The organism is Gelidibacter sp. (assembly GCF_035515035.1).
Taxonomy (GTDB): domain Bacteria; phylum Bacteroidota; class Bacteroidia; order Flavobacteriales; family Flavobacteriaceae; genus Gelidibacter.
In genome coordinates this window covers 36347-61705 of the sequence record NZ_DATJCA010000043.1, presented here as the reverse complement: position 1 = coordinate 61705, position 25359 = coordinate 36347, and the positions used below count along the sequence as shown (strand labels likewise).

General features: G+C 36.6%; 22 protein-coding genes and 2 pseudogenes. 18 read left to right on the top strand and 6 right to left on the bottom strand.

What is annotated here, in order from left to right; genetic code table 11:
* Positions 1 to 354 precede the first annotated feature (354 nt).
* The 3 genes and pseudogenes from VLZ86_RS03835 to VLZ86_RS03830 all read left to right on the top strand — a co-directional run.
* Positions 355 to 654, top strand: coding sequence for a DUF6434 domain-containing protein (locus VLZ86_RS03835; RefSeq protein ID WP_325448902.1), 300 nt, complete (start codon positions 355 to 357; stop codon positions 652 to 654).
* A 13-nt stretch (positions 655 to 667) separates the two neighbouring features.
* Positions 668 to 949 (top strand): annotated as a pseudogene (locus VLZ86_RS16285) (DUF6434 domain-containing protein); the annotation flags it as partial.
* Between the two features lie 114 nt (positions 950 to 1063).
* Positions 1064 to 1941: pseudogene (locus VLZ86_RS03830) on the top strand (IS1595 family transposase); the annotation flags it as partial.
* Between the two features lie 456 nt (positions 1942 to 2397).
* Here VLZ86_RS03830 and VLZ86_RS03825 read toward each other — a convergent pair.
* Positions 2398 to 2574: a histone H1 gene (locus VLZ86_RS03825; protein ID WP_325448900.1), complete on the bottom strand. Its 177-nt coding sequence runs from the start codon at positions 2572 to 2574 to the stop codon at positions 2398 to 2400.
* Between the two features lie 297 nt (positions 2575 to 2871).
* Here VLZ86_RS03825 and VLZ86_RS03820 point away from each other — a divergent pair, with 297 nt between their 5' ends.
* The 10 genes from VLZ86_RS03820 to VLZ86_RS03775 all read left to right on the top strand — a co-directional run bounded on the left by VLZ86_RS03820 (position 2872) and on the right by VLZ86_RS03775 (position 14220).
* Positions 2872 to 4080 carry a DUF1343 domain-containing protein gene (locus tag VLZ86_RS03820; RefSeq protein ID WP_325448898.1) on the top strand — a complete coding sequence of 403 codons (1209 nt, stop codon included), beginning with the start codon at positions 2872 to 2874 and terminating at the stop codon, positions 4078 to 4080.
* A gap of 134 nt (positions 4081 to 4214) precedes the next feature.
* On the top strand, positions 4215 to 4376 hold the full coding sequence (locus tag VLZ86_RS03815) for a hypothetical protein (protein ID WP_325448896.1): 162 nt from the start codon (positions 4215 to 4217) through the stop codon (positions 4374 to 4376).
* Positions 4377 to 5495: 1119 nt separating this feature from the next.
* Positions 5496 to 5669 (top strand): hypothetical protein, encoded by a 174-nt coding sequence (locus VLZ86_RS03810; protein ID WP_325448894.1) that lies wholly within the window; start codon positions 5496 to 5498, stop codon positions 5667 to 5669.
* A gap of 200 nt (positions 5670 to 5869) precedes the next feature.
* Positions 5870 to 7834: a tetratricopeptide repeat-containing sensor histidine kinase gene (locus VLZ86_RS03805; protein WP_325448892.1), complete on the top strand. Its 1965-nt coding sequence runs from the start codon at positions 5870 to 5872 to the stop codon at positions 7832 to 7834.
* A gap of 4 nt (positions 7835 to 7838) precedes the next feature.
* Positions 7839 to 8507, top strand: coding sequence for a response regulator (locus VLZ86_RS03800; protein WP_325448890.1), 669 nt, complete (start codon positions 7839 to 7841; stop codon positions 8505 to 8507).
* 610 nt (positions 8508 to 9117) lie between these two features.
* Positions 9118 to 9480, top strand: a complete 363-nt coding sequence (locus VLZ86_RS03795) for a BlaI/MecI/CopY family transcriptional regulator (protein ID WP_325448888.1) — start codon at positions 9118 to 9120, stop codon at positions 9478 to 9480.
* Between the two features lie 2 nt (positions 9481 to 9482).
* Complete coding sequence (locus VLZ86_RS03790) at positions 9483 to 11747, top strand: M56 family metallopeptidase (protein ID WP_325448886.1); 2265 nt, start codon at positions 9483 to 9485, stop codon at positions 11745 to 11747.
* Positions 11748 to 11759: 12 nt separating this feature from the next.
* The gene (locus VLZ86_RS03785; RefSeq protein ID WP_325448884.1) at positions 11760 to 12314 is read left to right on the top strand and encodes a hypothetical protein; all 555 of its coding nucleotides are present in this window, start codon (positions 11760 to 11762) and stop codon (positions 12312 to 12314) included.
* A 7-nt stretch (positions 12315 to 12321) separates the two neighbouring features.
* Complete coding sequence (locus tag VLZ86_RS03780) at positions 12322 to 13458, top strand: tetratricopeptide repeat protein (RefSeq protein WP_325448882.1); 1137 nt, start codon at positions 12322 to 12324, stop codon at positions 13456 to 13458.
* Positions 13459 to 13746: 288 nt separating this feature from the next.
* Positions 13747 to 14220, top strand: a complete 474-nt coding sequence (locus VLZ86_RS03775) for a hypothetical protein (RefSeq protein WP_325448880.1) — start codon at positions 13747 to 13749, stop codon at positions 14218 to 14220.
* Here the strand turns inward: VLZ86_RS03775 and VLZ86_RS03770 are convergent.
* The 3 genes from VLZ86_RS03770 to VLZ86_RS03760 are packed head-to-tail and all read right to left on the bottom strand — an operon-like array spanning position 14217 to position 17030.
* The gene (locus VLZ86_RS03770) at positions 14217 to 15095 is read right to left on the bottom strand and encodes an outer membrane beta-barrel protein (protein WP_325448878.1); all 879 of its coding nucleotides are present in this window, start codon (positions 15093 to 15095) and stop codon (positions 14217 to 14219) included. The two genes, VLZ86_RS03775 and VLZ86_RS03770, sit on opposite strands and share 4 nt — an antisense overlap.
* A gap of 49 nt (positions 15096 to 15144) precedes the next feature.
* Complete coding sequence (locus tag VLZ86_RS03765; RefSeq protein ID WP_325448876.1) at positions 15145 to 16278, bottom strand: glycosyltransferase; 1134 nt, start codon at positions 16276 to 16278, stop codon at positions 15145 to 15147.
* Positions 16275 to 17030, bottom strand: a complete 756-nt coding sequence (locus VLZ86_RS03760) for a hypothetical protein (RefSeq protein ID WP_414652537.1) — start codon at positions 17028 to 17030, stop codon at positions 16275 to 16277. Before VLZ86_RS03760 ends, VLZ86_RS03765 begins: the two co-directional genes overlap by 4 nt.
* A 294-nt stretch (positions 17031 to 17324) precedes the next feature.
* Here VLZ86_RS03760 and VLZ86_RS03755 point away from each other — a divergent pair, with 294 nt between their 5' ends.
* From VLZ86_RS03755 to VLZ86_RS03735, 5 genes are all read left to right on the top strand, one after another.
* Entirely contained in the window at positions 17325 to 17915 is a 591-nt protein-coding gene (locus tag VLZ86_RS03755; protein ID WP_325448872.1) for a cell envelope biogenesis protein OmpA, read from the top strand.
* The gene (gene ruvC / locus VLZ86_RS03750) at positions 17915 to 18517 is read left to right on the top strand and encodes a crossover junction endodeoxyribonuclease RuvC (RefSeq protein WP_325448870.1); all 603 of its coding nucleotides are present in this window, start codon (positions 17915 to 17917) and stop codon (positions 18515 to 18517) included. The genes VLZ86_RS03755 and ruvC overlap by 1 nt, the downstream gene beginning before the upstream one ends.
* Before the next feature lie 218 nt (positions 18518 to 18735).
* Entirely contained in the window at positions 18736 to 19869 is a 1134-nt protein-coding gene (hemW, locus tag VLZ86_RS03745; protein WP_325448868.1) for a radical SAM family heme chaperone HemW, read from the top strand.
* Complete coding sequence (locus tag VLZ86_RS03740) at positions 19866 to 20615, top strand: cyclase family protein (protein WP_325448866.1); 750 nt, start codon at positions 19866 to 19868, stop codon at positions 20613 to 20615. The genes hemW and VLZ86_RS03740 overlap by 4 nt, the downstream gene beginning before the upstream one ends.
* A 297-nt stretch (positions 20616 to 20912) precedes the next feature.
* The gene (locus VLZ86_RS03735; RefSeq protein ID WP_325448864.1) at positions 20913 to 23969 is read left to right on the top strand and encodes a CHAT domain-containing tetratricopeptide repeat protein; all 3057 of its coding nucleotides are present in this window, start codon (positions 20913 to 20915) and stop codon (positions 23967 to 23969) included.
* On the opposite strand, the gene VLZ86_RS03730 is transcribed toward VLZ86_RS03735, so the two are convergent.
* Both VLZ86_RS03730 and VLZ86_RS03725 read right to left on the bottom strand, forming a co-directional pair.
* Entirely contained in the window at positions 23946 to 24674 is a 729-nt protein-coding gene (locus tag VLZ86_RS03730; protein WP_325448862.1) for a hypothetical protein, read from the bottom strand. The two genes, VLZ86_RS03735 and VLZ86_RS03730, sit on opposite strands and share 24 nt — an antisense overlap.
* The gene (locus VLZ86_RS03725; protein ID WP_325448860.1) at positions 24671 to 25219 is read right to left on the bottom strand and encodes a sigma-70 family RNA polymerase sigma factor; all 549 of its coding nucleotides are present in this window, start codon (positions 25217 to 25219) and stop codon (positions 24671 to 24673) included. The genes VLZ86_RS03730 and VLZ86_RS03725 overlap by 4 nt, the downstream gene beginning before the upstream one ends.
* Positions 25220 to 25359: the final 140 nt, after the last annotated feature.

Genomic DNA, 25359 nt, shown 5'->3' with positions numbered 1-25359 from the left:
TATCTGGGCTTATGGATGGAACGCAGGAAGCCTTACATTAATGCAAAAGGGAAAAATCAAGTAGAGCAACTGCAAGATGATTACCAATGTAGTGTAAGGTGGCGGACTAACTCGTAGTAGTGATGAAGCTCCTGTAATGGGAGTGGAGCAAAGGGATGAGCTAATTTAAAATACGATTTGCCAACTTGAAAGAGGATGAGCTTATATTTGTAGATTAAATTAGAAGAGCCGTATGATGGGAGACTATCACGTACGGTTCTGTGAGAGGGGAAGGGTGAAACTCCCTTTTCCTACTCGACACTTGACCGTTGTGTGCAAGCAAGGCGAACGATGAGCCAAACAGTAAAGTAAAAGATGAACAATAAACCAGAATTAAATAAGAAAATTTCGATACAGGATTTCAGAGACTTTTATTGGTACAAAGAAGAGCTGATAGATTTTTGTCGGTCAGAGAATTTAGATAAAAGAGGTGGAAAAATTGAATTAGCAAATCGGATTGAAAAATTTTTAGAAACAGGAAAACGAGAACCTTATCAGACGACAGTTTCAAAACTTTCACGATTTGACTGGAATACTGAAAAATTGACTATTAAAACAGAAATCACAGATAATTATCAGAATACTGAAAATGTAAGGAGATTTTTTAAGACTTAAAGGTGATAAGTTTAAGTTCAATGTGAAATTCATGAATTGGATGAAATCTGCGCAGGGTCTGACTTTAGGAGATGCAATTGAACAGTGGATTTCGATTACAAATGAAATGCGAACCGATAAATCACATAAACAGATTGAGCCACAATTTGAGTACAATTCTTATATTCGAGATTTTGTGAAAGATAATCCAGACAGAACATTGCAGGATGCTATTAGTTGTTGGAAAATTAAGAAATCGAAACCTGGTAATAATAAGTACTCCCAAACTAATTTGAACTGCAGGGCGAATCCATGAGAAAAAAAATTAAAAAGTAATAAATAATTTTGTCTAATTAACCCAAGAAATCATCATCAAAAACGACTGTTCACTTTGGTCGGAATAGGGTGTTCACTTTCATCGGAATAGTCACATTTTAAGGCAGAGCGTGACAAGATAGGAGTCGTCTGCAAACGCTGTTCCCATACGGAGCACTATTGGATAAAGAGCCAGTGGAGTTATGAATGTAAAAAATGCAGGAGCCGTACGTCCCTTCGCAGCGGAACGATCATGCAGAGTTCAAACCTGTCGTTTTTAACCTGGTACAAGACAATGTTTTTGTTGACGGCGACAAAAAAGGGATTTTCATCCAAAGAGATACAGCGCCAATTGGGCCTGAAGCGTTATGAGCCGGTCTGGGCCATGGTCCATAAACTGCGTAGGGCGATGGGAAAGAGGGATGACAGATACACCCTGGAAGGGATGATAGAAATGGACGAAGGATATTTCGCCATAGAAGCCTCTGAAAATGAACATAAAACACAAAAATCGGGACGGGGTAGCAAAACAAAATCCAATGTGATGATACTGGCGGAAAGCACGGTTCTTGAAGATCTGGATACGGGAAAGGTTGAGCGCCAATGCCGCTATTTCAAGGCCAAAGTTATGGAAGATCATAAGGCCGATGGTACGGATCAAACACTTCAAAACGCAATTGCAGAGGACAGGCCATTGTATTTACCGACCAGAGCACATCATATGTCAACATTGCCAATTACGTGGAGCTGCACATCAGCGAGAAATCGAGTGAGCAAACGACAAAGGAGACCCTAAAATGGGTGCATATCGCAATCAGTAATGCCAAACGGAATTTTGTTGGCAACTACCACAAGATAAAGAGGAAATACCTACAGTTATACCTGAATGAATTTGTCTACAAGCTCAATCGCAGATATTTTGGAGAGAAAATCTTCGATAGGCTCGTAATTGCCAATAGAGGAGTTCGTCAGTCATTCCGTTTTGTTCCCTAAAACATATCTGAAAGGCATCTTGTTTATTCCTAAGTCATTGTGAATGAGGCGTAGCAATCACATGATCAACAATAGCTTTTAAGTTGCCAGCTTGAGTATATCATAACTAGTGCCACTGCGGCTGAACATCCTCGTTGGCAATATTTATTTCACCTCACACATTCTTGACTCCCTCTCACCCTGCTGACGCTCATTTTTAACGTGTGCACGCAACGATTGGGAATAGATGCTCTAACCTTGAACTTTTATTGATTAATATAAAAGACAATATCCAATCTAAAATTAGAGACGCGAGATAAAAGTGGTTTCTCAGTCTCATTGTCCCTCCGCAGGCAGAGATTTCCCGCCAATTTTTGAACCTCTTTTCCATTTATATGCAAATTTATTACAGGAAAACCCCTCCAGGATTGAAGGGGTTTTGATTCTAATTAGATTATAAAAAAAATAAATCCTGTCCTATTTCTTTGATTCCGCAATTGAAACCTTACGGAATTCCTTCAATAATTTCTCTAAGGCCAATGATGATTTTCTCGCTCTTGTTCCTGCAGCTTTATTTCCACTTTCTAACTGTAATTTAACATCACTTTCAAATGATTCGTAAGTGCTTTGCATGTTTTCAATAAGTTCTTTCATAAGATTTGTCTTTAAATATTTAAAAAAGCGAAAATATAGTTTTTCTGCCTAAATACCTGCAATAGTTCCAGAAATTAACCACGCTGGCTCTCGTTTGTAACCAGGATTTGCATTGTTGTTAACAGAGATAGTCGATTCTTTAAACATATATTATCAAAGATGAACCCATTGTGTGAATTTGTGAAATTAGATAATAGTAAGTTCTTTCGCCTCATTATATGGGACAAGCACAATTCTCGCTGTTATGCGTGAAATCTTATGAGCTTTACTTAAATTAGTAATTTAAAGTTCTAAAATATGAAAGCAATAGTAATGATCTTGATAGGTATGATTATTTGTGCCCCTGCAATAGAGCCGCATAGCGACCACGCGACATATCCAAAAATAAAGACCGGGGCAGAGCAGATGCACTTATATCTGCCTTTATTAAAGAACAAAAGAGTTGCGGTTTTGGCCAATCAAACATCCATAATAGGGGACACGCATTTGGTGGACAGTTTAATTAAACTCGATGTAAACATCGTCAAAGTCTTCGGTCCCGAACATGGTTTTAGAGGCAACGCAAGTGCGGGTGCAAAAATAAGTGACGCCATAGATCCCGCTACGGGTATTCCCATTATCTCCTTATATGGGAATAAAAACAAGCCTAGTAAGGAAGATCTTAAAGATGTCGATATCCTAATCTATGATTTGCAAGATGTAGGTGTTCGTTTTTATACCAATATTAATGCCTTGGCCCGCTTAATGGAAGCGTGTCAACAAAACAATAAACCTTTATTGATTTTGGACCGTCCCAATCCCAATGGGTATTTGATTGATGGACCGGTGCTTGATATGAAATATAAATCGGGTATAGGGATGTTTCCCATCCCAATGTCCCATGGCCTCACTGTTGGTGAATTTGCATTGATGGTTAATGGCGAAGGTTGGTTAAAGGATAAGGTCAAGGCAGACATTCAAGTAATACCCGTGGCCAATTACACGCATGACATGCCCTATGTGCTTCCTGTGAGTCCATCACCAAATTTAAATACCGAACAGGCTATTTTGTTGTACCCAAGTGTATGTATGTTTGAAGGAGTGTACATTAATCACGGTCGAGGTACTTATGATCCATTTACAATATTGGGCAGTCCAGCTTATAAAGGTATTTATGAATTTAGCTTTACACCAACAAGTATAAAAGGGATGGCGGAAACACCTATTTTTATGGATGAGGAATGCTATGGCATTGATTTACGAAACTATGATACGGATCTTCTAAGAGAACGTAAGCAAATAAATTTTGACTGGATAAGGGAGCTTTATAAGGCACATCCCAATAAAGAACAATTTTTTGAGTCAAAATTCAGCAACCAAATGAACAACATTGAAATTCAAATTGGACGCGGTGATTTTAGACAGCAGATTATTGATGATGTACCGGAAGCAACTATCAGGGCGGGATGGGAACCTGAACTATCGGAGTATAAAAAAATGCGCTTGAAATATTTGTTGTACCCATGAGATATTGTGTACTACTTATTGACTAATAGGAGGAAAGTCGGTTTTTTGGCAGCTTATTATGTGCCGTATGTATACGAAACTACATATACACGTTTTGAAAATCACTAATCAGCATCCCAAACTACACAGGAATAATGAACAAAACGGATTTATTGTTTATCGCATTAGGATTAATATGTTCAATCGCTTTAACTGGTCAAAGTGATCTTGGATTGATAGATAAAGGGAATATCCCGAAACACGTGGACGGAACAGTAAGAGCAAATACCATTAAATTAATGGGGGCTGGAATTTAGAAATATGACGTTGTCTTGACTGTTTGATCCTCGTGATATATTAGGACTGTAAAACACGCCATGATTTTACCTCATCCAATCTTTTTACTGAAGACCAGAAAATTTCAAGTAAATCTTTAGGCATTTTTATTAATATTAAGTGTTGTTAATTGATTCTATTTAGTACTTTTGCACCGGACGAAATCAAATTGTGACATAACCAACGGTTAAAAGGTCACAGATCGTCAACATAGACAAAGAGATTTAACAAGAGTGCTGATATAGGCTGGGATAATCGAACCAAGTTCGAGTCCCGTCCAGACCGCAATAATGCTAAGAAGCTCTAAAGAAATTTGGAGCTTTTTTTGGCAAGATTCCCATCGTCATGGGAACAAGAAGATGTTGTGTTGTTTCCGAAGTAATTCGGGACGTAGTGATACCAGAGCAATTTGGTATTCCGATGAGAAGCTTTCCTTTTCTGTTTTTAACAGAATCGGGATGCTTTTTTGTTTAGGAGTCCTTTGGGAACAAGTCAAATAGTTGCATTTTCACACTGTACAGGTCATTTTCTTTTCTTTATCTGATTTGGATTTATCCTCCATATACTAACCATGGGGTATCTAGGGAGTATCTAGGGAGTATCTAGGGAGTTGATACGCTATACCTATCCCTATTGGTCCGTCCTGACCCGGCCTGTGATCCGTCCTGAAATAGCTATACAGATTATTATTATAGTTCGTCCATTTTTATTGACTCCACATCTTTTATGTGTTGCCGTAATATGGAACTCTGTCGACTTTCAATTCTTTAATGTGGGATCTTACCTGATTTTAACACGATTTTAAGAAATTTTATGCAGTTTGTCGGATTTAGATGAATTTAATCGCATAATAATTTTGTTCATAACTTTTTTATAATATATTTGTCGCACTTAAATAAGCCCCTAACTAACTTATTTCGAGAAAATCTTAATCCATTTTTTTACAAGGAGTTTTTGCATGTCCTAATTTCCCTCGACATTAATTGCAATACTAGAGCTAATATGCTCGGAAATTAATAATCCATTCTTCCCTCGAATGCATTTTTTTGCCCAATTATTAATTAACCAAAATAGTATATAACCCCCTAAACTGTAATTGAATGAAAACTTTAAAAATTACTTTATTACTGGCCTTATTTTTCATGGTTTCTAGCCAAACTGACCAAGCCCCTTCACAAACTAAATCAGAAGCAACTAAGTACGAGCAGACAAAAACACAATTCGATTTGTTGGCACACTCAAGAAATGGGATTCGAATCCCGACCCAAGGATAATTCAGTTAACTTAATAAAAATGTAAAGCTCTTATTTTAATTAATAAGGGCTTTATGTGTTGTCTAAAATTAAACGGTATAGATTGAGGAAATTATTATAAATTTGGAACCATCCAAGAAATTCATTCCAACGTGTTGAGGTTAATTTTTCAAATTATATTTTTAATTTTCTTTGCGGGGAACTCGTATTCCCAAAAGAAATTGAAGTCGCCTGAATACGATAGTATTTTAAAATTTCAAACTCTTAGTAAAAGCAATACGTTGTCTCTAGAGGAACAATTTGCTTATGCGAAAAAGGCAGTAGCGTATGCAAACGTCCTAAATGTTGATTCTGTCACCATTAAGACAAATCATAATTATTCTTTGCTCTGCATTTATACCGGCGATTTCGGCGAATTTAGAAGAATCAACTTCAAAACACTGAAACTTTCAGAATTAATCCCGGATTCTTTGGCTATGGCCATTGCCAATCATAACTTGGGTTGGTACCACCATCAAAATAGGGTTCAGAATGACAGTGCATATTATTATTACTCTAAAGCCTATAAGATTTCTGAACAGTTGGAGCTTACTTCACGTCAGGTTGAGATATTGATTAATATTTCAGAAATCCAAGGCATAGAGAAGGATTATATAGGCAGTGAGGAGAGTGCAATTAAAGCCATCAAATTGGCTGAGCACCTTCCTAAAGACGAGTATATGATGGATAGTTTATGGCTGCTCTATACAAGACTTGGTACGGGAGCTAGAATCATCAAGATTTTCGATAGAGCTCTTGAATATCATGAGAAAGCTTTTTTTATTGCCAAAAAGATGAAAGAAGGATTCCTATTGCAGCTTTCTTCAGAAAATAATATGGCTCATGTCTATAAGGAAATGGGTGATTACAAAAAAGCATTGACGCTTTATGAAGGCATTTTAGATTATGATGAATTATTTGAATTAGAGCCTGAGTTTTATGCTCTAGTTTTGGACAATGTGGCCTACGCCAGATTCTTGAATGGAAGTAACAATTTTGAGCAATTGGAACAGATGTTTGAAAGAGCCTATCAAATTTCTGACAGTCTTAAGGATCCTGTTAATATGCTCAATGTGACTATTGATCTTTCAAAATTTTATAAAGATCGTGGTCTGCAAGACAAAGCGTTAAAGTACGCTGAAGAATCCTATCACTTGGCAAATGATATCTCCTCTAACGACATCCTTTTAGAATCCATGGTCCTTCTCTCTGAACTTAAACCTGGAGATGAAGGTAAATTCTATCTTAGAGAACACATCAAATTAAGTGATAGTCTTTTGGCTTATGAACGTGGCATCAGAAATAAATTTGCACGTATTGAGTTTGAAACCGATCAAATAGAGTTGGAGAACCAACGGATTGCTGCTGAGAAAATGTGGTGGACTATAAGTTCAATTGTGCTTTTGGTAGCTTCCATATTGGTGTATATCATATTTACCCAGCGCAACAAAAACAAAGCGTTGAAATTTAAACAAGACCAGCAAACGGTCAATGAAGAGATTTACAACTTAATGTTGTCACAACAGGACAAAGTTGATGGCGCAAGAGCTGAAGAGAAGAAGCGTATTTCGCAGGAATTGCATGATGGTGTTTTAGGTCGGCTTTTTGGTACACGGTTGAGTTTGGATAGCTATAATATGAAGGAAGGTGAAGAAGCGGTACAGGTAAGATCAAAATATATTTCTGAACTGAAGACCATAGAAAATGATATTAGGAAGATTTCTCACGATTTAAGCACGGATTTTGTGTCGGGTTCTGGATTTATGGATATTTTGAAAGAATTGATTGAGAATCAAACCGAAGCCTATCAGCTGGAATATGACTTTGATTATACAGATGATATCAATTGGGACCTTGTTTCTAATAAAACCAAGATCAATATTTACAGAATGGTGCAGGAATCGCTTCAAAACATCTACAAGCACGCGAAAGCTAAAACAGTGAAAATTAGCTTTCAATTAAAAAAATCTGTAATTTGCTTCAAGATCAGTGATGATGGCGTTGGCTTTGATCTCAATAAGAGTAAAAAAGGCATCGGCATAAAAAATATCAATACCAGAGTTAAGGAACTAAATGGAACGGTAGTATTCCATTCAAAAGTTGATCAAGGCACAACCATAAAAGTAGAAATCCCCTATACAACCTAAACCCATGCAAGACATTCATATATTAATGGTAGATGACCATCCTATCATAATTGAAGGTTACCAGAATACCTTGATGGCATCCAAGAAAGAAAATCAAATTTTAAGAATAGATACGGCCAATGACTGTGACACTGCTTATCAATTGTTGCAACGTGCCGCCAACGAAAAGCACTATGACATTTGTTTTTTTGATATCAGCCTACCTAGTTCTTCCGATGGTAAATTGACCTCTGGAGAAGATCTTGCTAAAATGACCCGGGACATCATGCCCAATGCCAAAATAGTTATTTTGACCATGTTCAATGAGTCTTACAGGGTGCATAGCATTATCAAGCAGATTAATCCAGACGGATTTTTGATTAAGAGTGATATGACCTCAAGTGAACTGGCTGAAGCTTTTCAACATATATTATATTCACCACCTTATTATAGTAGCACGGTTAGTAATTTTTTGAAGAAATCAGTTACCAATGACATTTATGTTGATGATATCAATCGGAAGATTTTACATCTTTTGTCGCAAGGCATAAGGACGGTTACTTTAAGAGAACATATCAATTTATCCATGAGCGGGATTGAAAAACGCAAGAAACAGTTGAAGCTTTTGTTCTCCGTAGAGGATGGAAAAGATGAAACGCTTATTGAAAAAGCAAGGAAAATGGGGTTTATTTAAAAAATACTGTTAAACTTTCGTTTTAACTGTATGTTAGTGAATTCTACAAGGCCTTACTGCAATTAAGCACTACGGGATTACCACAACAAGTCTACGGTTTTACCGTAGCATAATGTCAAATCTCTTTTCTATATTTGAAGAGTCAACAATAATTAATTAATCCCTCTAAATAATTTGTTGAATTAATAGCAAAAAAAGTAAAAAACCTAATAATTGACCGTCTGGAAAATTATTAGGTTTTATTAGTTAATTACATATCTGCCGACAGGCAAGCAAATCTCAACACCGTAGCGCGTTAGGATTTGTTGGTTTAACTAATCCCGCTTTTTTTCGGGATCCAAACCTATAATCGCGAAGCATAGCGCATTCAGTTTTGCTGCGCCCTATGCTCGGAAAGGAAAAATTCTTTCCATTGAAAAACTTCACCACTGATCTAAGAATTTCTCTAAAAACATTTTTTTCTTCAATCTTTTTAACTAAAAACTTAGTTTGAACTAATATTTTAGTTATATTAGCATCATCAAAGCAATGGATTACGGATTTTTAATTCTCTAAACGATGATAAAATCCCCAATTAACTAAAAAAAATCCTGCCTTATAGGAAGTTATTATGAAACAACTAACAAAAGCCGAAGAAGAGATCATGCACGTGTTATGGCAATTGCAAAAAGCGAACGTCAAACAGATTATTGCTGAATTGCCAAAACCAAAGCCTGCGTACAATACGGTATCAACAATTGTGCGGATTTTGGAAAGTAAAGGTTTTGTGGATTATGAGAAACAAGGCAAGGGACATATTTATTTCCCCTTGTTGGCAAAAACGGATTACAGCAACCAAAGCATCAACATGTTGGTAAATGATTATTTTCAAGGCTCGTTTAAAAGTATGGTATCATTTTTTGTTAAGAAAAATGATTTGAGTCTAAAGGATATGGAATCCATTTTAAAGGAAATTAACAAGAAAGACGACTAATTATGTTACATTATATCCTACAGACCGTTGCATTTCAGGTGTTCTTTTTGATCATCTACGATGTGTTTTTAAAGAATGAAACCTTTTTTAATTGGAATCGTGCGTATTTGATCGGTACGGCATGCTTATCCTTTATATTGCCTTTTTTGAAATTTGAAAGCATTAAAGCCATCGTTCCAGAACCTATGGTCATCCGATTGCCAGAAGTCATCATTGGAGACGTTTCGCCAACATTTGACAACACTGTATTGGTGATGGGATCTGAACAAATTACAGAGCAAGCGGCAAGTTTTTCTTGGACTTACGTTTGGATTGCTGGAATGGTATTGGCGGCGCTTATTTTAGTTTATAAAATCATTAAGATCAGCAGAATGCTTTACAAAAACCCGCAACGCTGGCAAGGCGATGCCCTAATTGTGTTTTTATTGAACAGCAGTGCAGCCTTCTCTTTTTTTCATTATATCTTTTTGGGAACTGATATTTCAGCTGAAAAGAAAGAACATATCGTACAGCATGAAATGGTGCATGTCAAAGAGAAACACAGTTGGGATTTGTTGGTCTTTGAAATCCTGCGGATTGTGTTTTGGTTCAATCCGTTAATTTATATCTATCAAAACAAGCTTTCCAATTTGCACGAGTTCATCGCCGATGCAAAAGCCGTCAAGTACAAAGGTAAATCGGCCTATTATCAAAGTTTGCTGTCCCAAGTTTTTGAGACCCAGCACATCTCATTCATCAATCCTTTTTTTAAACAATCATTAATCAAAAAACGAATCGTCATGTTAAGTAAATCAAAATCAAAACAGATCCATCTCATTAAATATGCCTTATTGGTCCCTATGGTAATGGGCATGTTGATGTACACCTCGTCTTATGCGAGTGAAATAAAAGATCCGTTTCCGGTGTTTCAAAATGAAGCATTGGATCAGGAATTAACCTTTAAAGAATTGGTGGACAAATACTATAAGGAGCTTTTGGCAAAAGAAGACTCCAAGGATCTGTTTCGCGAAAATTTCAACGCCTATTTTAAGCACGATAATTCTAAATATATACAGAGCAAACAAGATGTAGCGAAACAACAGGCATACATGAAGTATATGTTTATGGGAGGAAAGGAAAAAGAAGGTAGTTTAACAGAATCTGATAAGAAAAAGTACGCAGAAAAAATGAGAACTTATGACACCTATGAAGACTATCTTGAATTTAAAAAAACAGAAAGAGCCATAGAAAGTTGGGAAAATGGGGGGAGAGATGGTGAGTTGCGCTTGATAGTCAACGATATTGGAAAATTAACCGAAGCGGAGCAAAAAAGAAAGGCAGAAAAATTGGCGTTAATCAAGAAAGACGACTTTTATTATAAACTCAACATCACAGATGGTAAAAGTTCCACCGTCTTGGATTTTGGTAAAAAGGACCAAGAAGAGAAAAAGGGGTCTTTTGAATCCTATGATGTCGAAGTCCCTTATGCTGTAATTGACCAACCGCCCTTATTTGATGGATGTGAAGCATCCGGATCCAAGGATGATGATAAACGATGTACTTCAGATAATATATCGCAGTTTGTCAATAAAAACTTTAATATTGACATCGCTACAGAAAAGAACCTTAAAGGAAGACAGCGCATCAACGTTATTTTTAAAATTGGCAAGGACGGAAAGATTAGAGATGTTATGGCAAGAGCGCCACATCCTGCGTTGGAAGCAGAGGCAGTTAGGGTCATTCAATCCATGCCAGTTTTCACCCCTGGAAAACAAAGAGGAAATACTGTAACAGTGCCTTATAGTTTGCCAATTTTGTTTCAGGTTCAAGATGATGCTCCAGATACAAATACGGAGAACACAGATCAGTCTGAGCAAGATCATCTTAAAGCCTTGCAATCTAAAGAGCAGAAAAAAATAGTCGATGAAACGGAAATCCCTTATGCCGTTGTGGATGAAGTGCCAATATTTCCATCTTGTGAAAGCTTAGATTCAAATGAAGAACGTAAAAAATGTACTTCTGATAAAATCAGCTCCTTTGTTAATAAGAACTTCAATACCAAACTGGCCAAAGAAGTAGGTTTGACTGGAAGACAGCGCATGAACGTTATTTTTAAAATTGGTACCGACGGGACAATTTCAAACATTAGAGCAAGAGCAGGGCATCCTGCTTTAGAAAAGGAGCTCATTCGGGTCATTGAAGCCTTGCCAAAAATGCAACCTGGCAAACAAAATGGAGAAGTGGTAGTTGTGCCGTATAGCATTCCCGTATTTTTTGAAGTCCAATAAAACGCTCTGAATATGTATAAATTTTTCCTGCTTATTCTTTTCCCTTTAAATGTTTTTGCCCAGCATATAGACTACGAAAGTTTGTCCGATGACCAACTTCAATACACCATTGAAAAGGAACTGTTGAAGATGGAACGTAGAGGCGCAACACCACCATTGATTTTTGAGAAATTTATTATGGAAACCGATCAATACATTCAGTCGCGCGAGGCTTATTATCGATTTGTGGTTCATTTGAGTTATATGACAGATAAAATGTTGGCCATGAAAATGCAAAATGGAAGTGATACTGCAAGCGATCTTGAAATGGTCAAAAGGTTGAAAAATCAAAAGACGTATCAGGACTATGTCAATTACAGAAAAACCGATAAAGCCAGGGAGCATTGGGAGAACAGTACCCAAGATGGTATTTTGAAATTGGTGGTGGATGATCACGAATTATTCACCGAAGCCGAACAAAAACGTTATGATGGCTTAATCATCTTACTGAATCGAGATTCTTATTTTACCCATTTGAACATTACTGATGGCAAAACTACTAAAAAGATAATGCCCACTACCAATTAACAGCCTCATGATTAAATTTTGTAGCTTTTTAATAATTGCGTTGGTCACATGGTCCATACAAGCGCAGGACGTTCTCTTAAAGCGAGCAGACAGCTTGTATGCCCATGGCAACTATTCTCAAGCCATTGATACCTATAAATCTTATGAACAACAGGGTCTGGTCTATGAAAAGATGGCCAAAGCCTATTTGGCTCTTGGTAACTATGACTTAGCTTTAAAAAACTATGACCTTGCGCTCAATGCTTTTCCTGAGGATGCACTCATTAAGTATGATTATGCCAAATTGTTGTCCAGAAGCAAGAAACTTAATGATGCTGCAGTGTTATTTAGTGAATTGGTGTATCTCGATTATAGAAATCCAAACTACCATTACGAGTTGGGTCTGGTATTTGAAAAACAAGGCGATTCTACGGCGATGAACAGATTTCATTCGGCTTATGAGCTTGATCCCACCCATCAAAAGGCCATCGCCAAAATGGCCAGATATTTTTTAGTAAAACGAAAGCATGAAGCATCCCTTAAATACATCAACACGGGTTTGGAAAGCTATGCCAACAATGTGGAACTTATCAACTTAAAAGCACTGAATTATTACTGGAAAGAGGATTATAAAGAAGCTTCCGTATGGTTTGATAAATTATTGGTTTTGGGAGAAAATTCTCAATTTATACATGAAAAGCTGAGCTTTTGTTATGCAGAGCAAACCCTATATAAAAAAGCGATCGATCATGCAAATCTGGCAGTGTCTTTTGACCCAAAGAACACGACCAATCTTTATATTTTGGGTCAGTTGTATGAAAATATTAACGATTATGCTGCCGCGGAAAAGTGGATTTCTGAGGCTTTGGTCATCATGGATCAGCCATTAAACGCCGAATATACCAAATTGGCCACCATTCTAAATCAACAAGGAAAGTACAAGGAAGCCATTGCCGCCCTCCAAAATGCCATTAAAGAGGATCCACAAGACGAGATGGCACAGTTCTTTTTAGTGCGGACTAAGGATGAATACTATGCCGATAGGGATTCTAAAATTAAGATCTATGAAGTGTTTAAAGAAAAGTTTCCCAAAAGCGTTTATATTCCCTTTGCCAATGGACGCTTGAGAGAACTAAAGGACGAGAAATTCATGAAATCTGATTAAGCATTGTGATGCTATAGGTTTACCGCAATGGTCGCAAAGGCTTACGCCAAGCTCGTACTCTTTATTCCATTTTCTTTAGGGAACCTTGCGGTCCTAGCGATTTTTATTTGTGTTGTTTGCGGTTAAGTTTTTGTATAAGAACTGTCCTCTAAAACGAAAATGATTTCATGGTCCAGACCAACCTCGAGTATTAAAACCTACTAGAGGAAATAAATTGATGAACAGAACGACTTCTAGTGATTTTATTCTCTAAAAAAATTGTATTTTTCAGCTTCAGTACTCTATGAAATGAAGCCATTATTACTTGTTTTTTTTATCCTACTGACCTCTTGTGATTATTTTCAGTCGAAAAAAGTGTCCACCGAACAACTTTTGGAAGAGGAAATGCAAGCTATCAATTGGAATGACGTGGATGAGTACCCAACATTTTCTGATTGTGATGCGGCAACAACCAATCAAGAAAAAAAAGTCTGCTTTGAAAACCACCTTCATAAATTGCTCACCTCTCATTTAGAAAATCAAAAAATTGTGGTCACTGAAGATGTTTCTGATACGGTACTTTTAAAAATTCACATTGATAAAACTGGACAATTTTCAGTTCGGAACATTGATATGGATTCCATAACTAAAGCTCAAATTCCGCAATTGGACAGCATTTTAAGACACAGTTTTGATTCACTTCCAAAAATTTATCCCGCCATTAAACGCAGTCAGCAAGTCGCTACCGAATTTAGTTTACCGGTTATTGTCAATATTAATTAATTGACTTTAAACTTGAGTCCGAGGGTGATATCTGAGGAGAAGTTACCTTGATTCTTAAAAAAGACGGCGAAAATCTGATTGTAACTCAGATTGGCATAGATGCTATTGCTCAGTTTTAGGTCAGCACCCAATCCAATAATGAGCGGGAGATCAAAAGCCGTTTCATCAAGATATTCAGTTTTGGTGATGTCCTTATCGTCTGTAAAAGTGATAGTGGCCTTTGTAAAATTCAGGGTGGCGAACTTTGCATCACCGTACAAGCTAAATCGTGAGGTTTGAACAAACCGATAACGATATCCTAAGGAAAGCTCCGTGGTTTTATATTTGAATGCATCTGTTTCAGCCATATGCCGCAGCTGTAAATAGCCAGAATGTCTATTGTTGGCACCACCTAACATTTCGATTTCTGCACCAAACACAGCCGACTTTTCATTCTGAGGATTCCTCACAAATGGACTGTTGGTAATCCCTCCAAAAACACCCAAGTGGAAGTCGGGTTTGAACTTGGAGTTCATGGACACATAATCCGGATCCACAGCCCTATTATATTGATCAACAAAACGCGCTAAACTTGGTAATTTCAGCTTGACTTTGGACACGTCCATCGTGTTGTTGGTGAGGTCTTTTAAAGTAGATTTATATTGCTCTTGATAAATATTGTCAGCATTTTTCGTATTGATCAATTCCGATAGTTGATTGTCCTGAGTTTTTATGAAATATCGATAATGGTCATCAATAATATTCCAAAGTAAACCCAAAGTGCCTTCAGCCGCAGTTTTTAATTGAACAGATTTGCCATCAACCGTGTAGGTTTCTTGGGCACCAACCAAGGAGAAGTTTAATAAAAAAAGTGCAATAAGAATTGATTTTTTCATAAAATAGGAGTTGGTTGTTCGTAAATCTACAAAAATAAACGGCGCGGCGTTACTTTATATAGTTCCTACCCTTCCATTTAAAACCTTTAAACACAGCTATGAAGGCCACGTAAACGGTAAAAATTGGATAGCATAACGACGATAAGAAATAATGTATTAAATGTTCTTTCTGAGCAAAGAAAAGGGCAGCTTTATAGATTAACAGAAAATCAATACTGAGTTTGATGAGAAAAATAAATAATAAATGTTGTGGTGCCATTATCCCTATGGGAACTAATAAAACACTGCAAACCAAAAGCGCATTCTGAGAAAAAACAATAAGTCCCACAAGCTTCCCAAACAGATTGTTATATGCACTGGCTTTAGCCGCCCAACGTACACGTTGCTCAATTAAATTGGACCACGAATTTAACGCCAAAGTGGAAACGACACTGTGCTCACATTTTAAATATAGAACTTTACTTTTATTATGTTGTATAGCTTTTTCAAGTAAAAAAACGTCGTCACCACTCGCTATGTCAGAATTGCCATCAAAGCCATTAAGCGTTTTAAAAAGTTCTTTCGTATAAGCCAAATTAGCGCCATTGCACAAAAAGGGTTTTTTCATACCGAAACCTCCAATAGTTGCGCCTTGCAAACTTAGAACGTCCAAGAGTTGGAAATTTTCTAAAAATTCTTGGGTATTGCCGTAGGTAATTGGAGCAACAATTAGTTGAGGGCTATGGGTTTGGATGAATTCATCAAAGCTTTCCAGCCAGTATTTTGGAAGTACACTATCCGCATCTGTAGTAACAATCCATCCATATTTAGCCTGTGAAATGGCCAAGGTTAGCGCATCCTTTTTAGGAGACTTGCTGGTTCTCTTATTCTTGATGACTTTGAAATCGGTTGGAGGATTACGGGTATTTGCCCAAAATGAATTGATCAGATCCACCGAAATGTCATCCGAATCATCATCCACAAAAATAATTTCGAAATAGTCCTTTGGGTAATTCAACAATTCAATCGACTCTAAAAGTGCAGGTAGCATTTTTGCTTCATTCCTAAATGGAACAATAACGCTAAACCGGGTTTTTGCTTTGAGATGACGTAATTCAAAAGTTTTGATACGGTCAAAGCCAAAAAGAAAACTTGCAATGAGTAGGAAGTAAATTAAGGTGATACCAAAACCAATGAAAATCATGATACGGGTTTTGGGAGTTTAAACCTTAGCACATGGTAGCTACCGACCACGCTAGGGAGAACAAAATTTAAAACCCAGATTAAGGTGACAATGGACAAAATAATAAACTCGGGAACCCCAAGTAATCCGAACAAATAAACCGCAACGCCACCTTTAATGACCACATCAAAAATAAAAATGGAGGGCATAATCGACGATAAAAGATACATACTTGAGATGGCGATCATGGCTTCAAAATAACTTATCCCAACTCCAAATAAGAACAACAGATAATAAAATTGAAAGGAAAAGATGAGATATCGCAACAGAGAAAACAGAACTACCTTGAGCATAATTTTGTTGGAAATTCGCCTAATAAAATCCATTAGTTTAGAAATTGCATCCTTCTGGTTTGTTAGCCGCTTCGTTTTAAAAGTCCAAATTAAAAGAAGGCTTAATATTCCAATCCCAGCTAGCCAAATGAAGATGGTACCATAGTTTAATTCAGGTTGAACGTGATGCGTAAGGTACATAAATCCAATCCCGCCAAAAACAGTGGTAACGCCCATTTGCGCACTATTTCCAAGTAAATTCAGAACCATTATTTTTTTGCGAAACTGCAATGGATAGTATAGCGCTTTAGCACCATAATCGCCAATACGGTTGGGGGTCAATAATGACGCTGTAAGTGCGCCCAAACTTTGCGATTTTGCTTCATTAAATGAAATTTTAAAAATGGAACTCACTAAAGTTTGCCATTTGCGGATTTCCATAATCCAGTTAAATATGCTCAAAAACACAAGAATAAGTGCTGCATTAATAGAAATTGAGCTAAAATTCCTTAAATTTTGGACGAATTCGGCAAAACTCAATTCCCCATTTTGAAATAGTTTTGAATATATAAAGCAAAAAGCAGTAACAACAAGACTTAATTTTATAAGTGCAAGCAAGAATTGTTTAGTTTTGTGGGAGATTGCCATTAACATAGTCACAAATTAAACGATAATTAGCTTATGACGCCTTATTTAAAAGTACAAAACTTAAGTTGGCTTTTGTTTTTAACACTCATGACCACGTCACTAAGTGTTGCTCAAAAGGATGTAGAAAAATGGAAACTGCAGCTCGCTTTGGGAGTTAATAACCCTATCGACCATGGACAAGACCCAGGTTATTATTCCAAGTATGTCAATTTTCCAACCATTAATTTAGGAGTTCAACATATGTTTTCCAGAAATTGGGGAACAAAACTCGATGTGGGTTATAATAGGGCTTCCTCCGAAAATGGGTCGATACCTTATAAATTGAACTATACCAGGGTTAATGTTCAAGCGGTTTATGACTTTAAGGATCTGTTCACCTTTTTACCTCCGCCAATTGGTATTGTAGCGCATGCCGGTCCGGGGGTGAGCATGACCAAACCGTTGGGCAACTATGCAAATAACACCTATACTTACTTGAATCTTTTAGGTGGCGTGGAACTACACTACCGTTTGTCCAAATCGGTTTCCATGTTTGTGGATGGTGGTTATGCCTATGGGGTTCCTGGAAAAGATAAGTATGATGTGACTAGACATGGATTCTCGTTTAATGGCGATTTAATGTACGTTGCGATTGGAGTATCCCTATCTTTGGGCGGATGTGATTATTGTTATTATTAATGTCGAAAGAAAAAATTATTTTAGGGATCGATCCAGGTACCACAATTATGGGGTTTGGGCTTATAAAAGTGGTTGGAAAAAACATGACTTTTTTACAATTAAATGAACTTGATCTCAAAAAATACGACGATCATTATCTTAAACTCAAGCTTATTTTTGAACGTACCATTGAACTTATTGACACGCATCATCCTGATGAGATTGCTATAGAAGCGCCCTTTTTTGGGAAGAACGTACAAAGTATGTTGAAACTAGGCCGTGCTCAAGGCGTCGCCATGGCAGCTGGATTAAGTAGAGAGATTCCCATCACTGAATATGCTCCAAGAAAAATAAAAATGGCGATTACTGGAAATGGAAACGCCAGCAAAGAACAAGTTGCTAAAATGCTTCAAAGTTTGTTAGGATTGAAAACCTTACCAAAAAATCTGGACTCCATGGACGGCTTGGCGGCTGCGGTCTGTCATTTTTATAATGATGGTAAAATTGAAATTGGTAAAAGCTATACAGGCTGGGCGGCTTTTGTGAAACAGAATAGTGCGCCAACTTCTAAAGGAGGTGTGAAAAACAATCCAATTGTTGACCTCAGAAAAAAGAAAGGGTAGTTATTTAGTCATCAGTTGGCAGTCATCAGTTGGCAGTCTCAGTCTCGGTTTCAGTTTTCAGCAAACGGAATTTATTTAACTTAACGAGGTCTTTGTAAAACCTCGTGCTTCCCTGCCTGTCGGCACACAGATTTGTGCACCTTTGCGAAATAACTTTTTTATTTTCGTAAATCTTAAGTCATCAATTAAAACAACTTATTACTGAGACTAAATACTAAATGAGCGGCATCTATATCCACATCCCATTTTGCAAACAAGCCTGTCACTACTGCGACTTTCATTTTTCGACCTCGTTAAAGAAGAAGGATGAACTGGTCCATGCCTTGGCAAAAGAATTGGTATTGCGAAAAGATGAATTCAAAAATCAAAAAGTTGAAACGATCTATTTTGGTGGAGGCACCCCGAGTTTATTGTCGATTGAAGAATTACAGTTTTTGATTGATGAAGTTTACAAAAACTATGAGGTATCTGAAAATCCAGAAATTACCTTAGAAGCCAACCCCGACGATTTAACGCACCAAAAGCTTAACGACTACGCAGCTTCTCCAATCAATCGTCTTTCTATCGGCATCCAATCCTTTTTTGAGGAAGACTTAAAACTGATGAATCGGGCACACAATTCAGAAGAAGCAAAAAAATGTCTGGAAGAAGCCACCAAACACTTCGAAAATATTTCCATCGATTTAATTTACGGTATTCCCGGAATGAGCAACGCACGCTGGATTCAAAATTTGGAAATGGCATTAGCCTTCAATATTCCTCATATTTCAAGTTATGCCTTGACCGTGGAGCCCAAAACCCCTTTAGCTACTTTTATTAAAAAAGGCATAATTAAAAATGTGGATGATGATTTGGCACAAGAGCAATTTCACATCATGATTGAAAAACTGGAAGCTGCTGGCTTTATACATTATGAACTTTCCAACTTTGGAAAACCAGGATATTTCAGCAGAAACAATTCGGCCTATTGGCAGGGCAAACCATATTTGGGCATTGGACCTTCAGCGCATTCTTTTGATGGAAAACATCGAAGCTGGAACGTAAGAAACAATTCAAAATACATCAATAGTTTAAACGAAGACGTCGTTCCCATTGAAACGGAAACCCTGTCCATCACTGATAAATACAACGAATATGTGATGACCGGATTACGGACCATTTGGGGTGTTTCTTTAAAAAAAGTTGAACTGGAATTTGGAGAACACTATAAAAACTATCTTTTGGACCAAGCCCAAAAACATATTATTCAACAATTATTGTATCTTGACGATGGTAAATTGCTGGTCACAAAAAAAGGAAAGTTTTTGAGTGATGGCATTGCTTCTGATCTTTTTAAAATCAATTTATCTTGAAGGCAATCATTGAACATAACTCAAAAATTATTAAAATAGATTTATTAAAACCTTTGGATATTTCCATTCCCCTACGCGCCACAACAACTAACGTGAATGCTTGGTATCTTGGAGAACCAAGAATTGAACCTGTTAAAACGCGCGATTGGATCGGAAATGTGAAAGCTGGTGGTGCTGTGAATTTTAATGATATTTATTTCAATCCGCACGCCCATGGTACACATACGGAATGCATCGGGCATATTACGGAAGAATTCCACTCCATCAATAAAAATTTGAAGCAGTTTTTCTTTACGGCCGAATTGATTTCTGTCGCTCCAGAAAACTATATGAAAGATACGGTTATTTCTAAGCAACAAATAGAGGTGCTGTTGAAAGGTAAAACACCTGAAGCTTTGGTCATCCGGACACTTCCAAATACTAAAAGCAAAAAAAGTCGACATTATTCTGAAACCAATTGGTCCTATTTAACCGAAGAGGCGATGATATTCATCAGAGAGAAAGGTATAAAGCATTTATTGATCGATTTGCCTAGTGTGGATCGTGAACATGATGGAGGAAAACTACTGTCACATAAAGCCTTTTGGGATTTTGATGGGAAGAGAAGAATGGACTGCACCATCACTGAATTCATCTATGTTAAAAATAAAATAGAGGACGGCAGTTATCTATTGAATTTACAAATTGCACCTTTTGTAAATGATGCAACGCCTAGTAAACCAGTGCTGTATAAGCTTATAGAGTGACTAACTAACGCACTTAAAATCTGATACTCTAGTCGTGTTTTGAGCTCAACAGGTTGATGTGTTTCATGCTCATTCTTTCTTACTAAAAACACCTTGAAACTTATGGCATTATCTTGTTTTTCTATAGAACACTATAAAAGGTGGGTATGGATTGAATGATATAGGATAGTGCATTCAACAACACCTATTACGGGGTTCTGAAGAATATTGTGGGTAATTAAAATTGAAAATTGGTAAGGTAAATCAGTATTTCATCGGGTTAATTGTTTAAATTTAAGAAGTATAAACAGACTTATAATGAGATGTCTTGTTTTCTTTTTCCTACCTGTATTTTGGTTCTCTTTTGGTTATTCCCAAACCATTTATCAAAAAGATAGCTTAACAACTCTAGCAGACTCAATACACAATCAGGGTGAATATGACCTGGCCTTATCCATTAGGGAACAGGCCATTAAATCTCAGCACCTGGCGCCTCAGGATTATCAAATTTATCTTAGAGCAAAATACTTTCACACCCAATCTTCAAACTATGAATTAAAAAGTTACAATTATCATAATCCAGATAAAGGAATTACCAAAATAGCCAGGGAAAAATATTTAGACAGCGCACTACAAGCTTCCCTAAAAGCTAGAGATCTATATCGAGACGTAAAATCTCCAGACCGGATGTTCCAATATCAGGTACAAAACAGGGTTTACCACCAAACGGCTTATTTGGGTAATTGGAAACATGCTTTGGAACAGGCATTGTTGGGATATAAGTTCCTCAAGGACACTTTGTCCGGAACTGATAAAACCTTTGTCGATTTGATATATGATATTGGATATATCAACGGACAACTGGGCGATTATTCCCAAGCAGTTGAGAACTATCAATCATCACTCGATCTATACCAGAAAATTATTGGTGAAAACCATACTGATGTAGCACAAGCCTACAATAATATTGCAGTGGAGTATCGGCATTTAGGATTGCGTAAAAAGGAGTTGGAATCACTGCTGAAGGCTAAGACAATATGGGAACAACTTGGGGGCACTGATAATAAAAGGTATCTGTACAGTTGTTACGGTAACTTATTTTATTGGTATTCCTATTATGGTGATTTTGAAAGAGCAGAGGAATACATCCTGAAGAAGAAAAAACTGCGAGAGGAAGAGGTTGTAAAAAAGACGGGATTTATTAGAAACAAGGAGGAAATCTATAGAGACCAACTTTCGAATTGGTCAGACTTGATGCTCCATTATGCGAGAAAAAATGATACTATAAAAACTATTTTTTATGCCAATAGTATTCTAAATACCATTGACCCTGATAAAGATTTGCTCGATTTTGAGGCAAAAACATTGACTTCTACTTTAAAATTTTATGCCTCTTTAGTGGAAAAAAAGAACAATGAGAAAGCTTTGGGACTTTTGGACAAAGCCATTGCGATTCAAGAGAAATATAAGACCACCTATTACACAAAATCAATAGTTTTTGAATTGTACAAAGCGGAACTTTTGCTCAAAGCAGAGCGGTATGCAGATGCCAAAAAAGTGTTGGACGCTTTAGAAATATCAGAAGTTGATGAAGACATTGCCAATAAGTTTAATTGGACGATTCAATACGCAAAAACCACTCAAGGCCTGCATGATCATAAACAAGCGCGACAGTTTATGGATGATGCATTTTCTATATTGAATACTTCTGATAAATCTATTGAAAGCGCATCTCTCTCCGATATAAAACCCATAATTTCTTTTGAAACTATTGATGGATTTATGGTGATGGGCGATTTTTATCTTCAACGTTATAAGGAAGATAGCACTTATGAAAATTTAAGAAAAGCAACACATCGGTATTTACTGGCTGCTAAAATTTACAATCAATTGTATTTAGGCCAACGTTACAATAAACGATTGTTCACAGTTTATAATGACATCAATGAACGCTTGTTAGAAGTTGGCTCTGCTCAAAATAGCAATTCAGAGATAGTGGCTGAAATTTTAAATACCATTGAAAACAACGTCTCCAAATTGACCTGGTCAAAATTTATGTTCAACAGTCGGCGTCAAGAAGTGTATGTTCCTGAGCACTATATTAACCAAGAAGAGAGTGTAAAAGCACAACTTAATTTCTATCAAAAGGCACTTTTAAATGCAACGGATGATTCCGATGAAAAAATCGCTCTGTGGAAAGAGAAAATATATGATTTAAAAGCGAAGTTAACCGAAATCCAAGATTCTATAAAAGAGCAGCATAAAACCTATTATCAGCTGAATGTTAAAAATTTTGACATTGCAACGCTTCAGAAATCATTGAAAGACAAAAAACTTATTTTAAAGTATATCCTTACGGATAAGCATTTGTACACCTTTATAATATCTAAAAATAATATTGAACTATTACCTCCACTAGACAAATCAAAAGCTCTGAGCGCTTTAAAAACCTGTTTGGATCACTTAAAACAAAGACGGCCTGATTATGAGGTTTCCTTTGATGCTTTGCGGAGCTTGTTATTTAGCACTATTAATCTAAAACCTTATAAAAGAATAATTATAGTTGCAGATGGCGCCTTAAATTATTTTCCTTTTGAAGCATTATTATTAAATGAAAGAATGCCTTCAGTAAGTTATGCATCCTCGTTATTATTGTATCAAGAGCAAAAAAAGATGGATTCAAATTTTGAAGCTCTTCGGATAGGTGCTTTTTCTGCATCCAATAGTCAAAGTAAATTACCAAAAGTATCAGATGAGGTTAAGGCAATTCTTGAAATTTTTGAAGGGAAAAGTTATATCAATGCTACAAAAAAGGAATTTCTTGAAAATGCGGCGGACTTTAATATCCTCCATTTAGCAATGCACTCTAACATTGATGAATTAAATCCAGAGTTTTCATCATTAAATTTTTATGGTGAGCGTGATTACCAATTGTTTATTTCCGAACTTTATAATGAAAGTTTAGATGCTGATTTAGCAGTCTTGAGCGCTTGCGATACGGGTAGCGGTTTTTATGAAAATGGCGAAGGTGTGATTAGCTTATCTCGTGCCTTTAGTTATGCTGGCGTGCCAAGCACTGTAGTAAGTCTTTGGAAGGTAGACGACGAAGCAACAGCTAAAATCATGACCTATTTTTACCAACATTTAAAATTGGGCGAGACTAAAGACGAAGCGCTTAAAAAAGCAAAATTGGCTTATTTAAAGCATACCGACGATGACTTATTGAAGCATCCGTATTATTGGTCTGGATTTGTGCTTTCAGGCAATACCGATGCACTTGTAGAAAAACAAAATTACTGGATCTACTTAGCCATTTTTCCAATTGTTATTTTAGGAGTTTTTAGAAAAAAACTAGTTCAGTTTTTTAAGAAGTGATTTGGCTTCCGTTTTTTTGAAGGTTTCTTCAGAATTAATAAAAGTCTTTAATTCCTGCTTTGCTTCATCAAGTTGGTTGGCCTTTAGATATGCCAAAGCCAGATACCAATGTGTTCTATTGGTCAAAGCATCAGAATAAGAAAGATGTGTCTTAAAAACCTCAATAGCTTCTTGCGCGTTGTCCTGTGCTAAAAGCGCATTACCTTCATAAAACAATAATTCTGGATTTTCTGTTTCTTTAAACGCCTTTTGAAAAATGGGAATGGCGTGTTTATAATCGGCTTCACTATAGGCAATAAACGCCTTACCGGCAAGTTGCCCATCGATTTCGGCGCGTACAATTGGAGCACTCACATTTTTAGAAGGTTCAAAATAGGTGCTGAATAAGTGGTCTTTAGTGTCTTTGTTTGCTAAAAACGTAACACTAAGTGCGACAATCAATATTGCAGCCAAAGCGGCCATCGGTTTTAGCCACTTGGCGTTAAGGGATGCTTTCTTTGGCGAAATCTCCGTTTCGTAATTAGCCAATTGATTTTTAAAAAGTTCATGGTCTTCGGTTTCTGAAACCACTCGCACATTTTTTAGAAAATCGACTTCTTTTTTAAAGTCCTTATCAGTTGCATACTGGTTATCAAATTCCTGAAGTTCTGCTTCGGTCAGGTTGTTAGAAAAAAAATTTTCTAACAATTTTTCATTAATTGTCATTTGGGGGATGTTTTAATCAGGTCTTTCAATGTTTTCAGGCAACGCGATTTTTGACTTCGCACTACCGCTTCACTTTCGTAACCATATTGTTTTGCTATTTCTTCATTGGTTAGTCCTCTGTAAAAGCTTAATGTTAACATTTGCCTACAACTTTTCCCTAATTGATTAAAATAATGTCGTAATAATTTTTGCTCTTGGGTCAATTCCCTTTCACTATCAATTTCAATAACATGATCTGAATTTGCATTGTGAAGTTTGGCATCGTAGGGTTTTTTAGAAGCATAATATTTATGCTCATCATAGATTAAATGTTTTGCAATTCCAAAAAGGTAGGTTTTAAAACTGCAATCAACATCATATAGTTTTCCAGAAATGGCATGTTTTCGCATCCCTAAAAATGCTTCTTGATAAATATCGGAACGATCATTTTCCTGAATACCATATTTCTTTGAAAATGCAAAAAACTCATTGCGATAGCGGCCATAAAGTTCTTTGATGAGCTTTTGGTCGTTGTTTTTTAAAGCATCTACAAGATGATTTTCCATATAGGATTAAGTGTTTATTTACAAAATATAATCCTTCATATTATTTTTCTTAGACTAAAGATAAATCATTCTAAATCAAATCAAAGTGAAAAATTCAAATTGTAACATTCTGTAGAGGATTAATTTTTATGATGTATTAC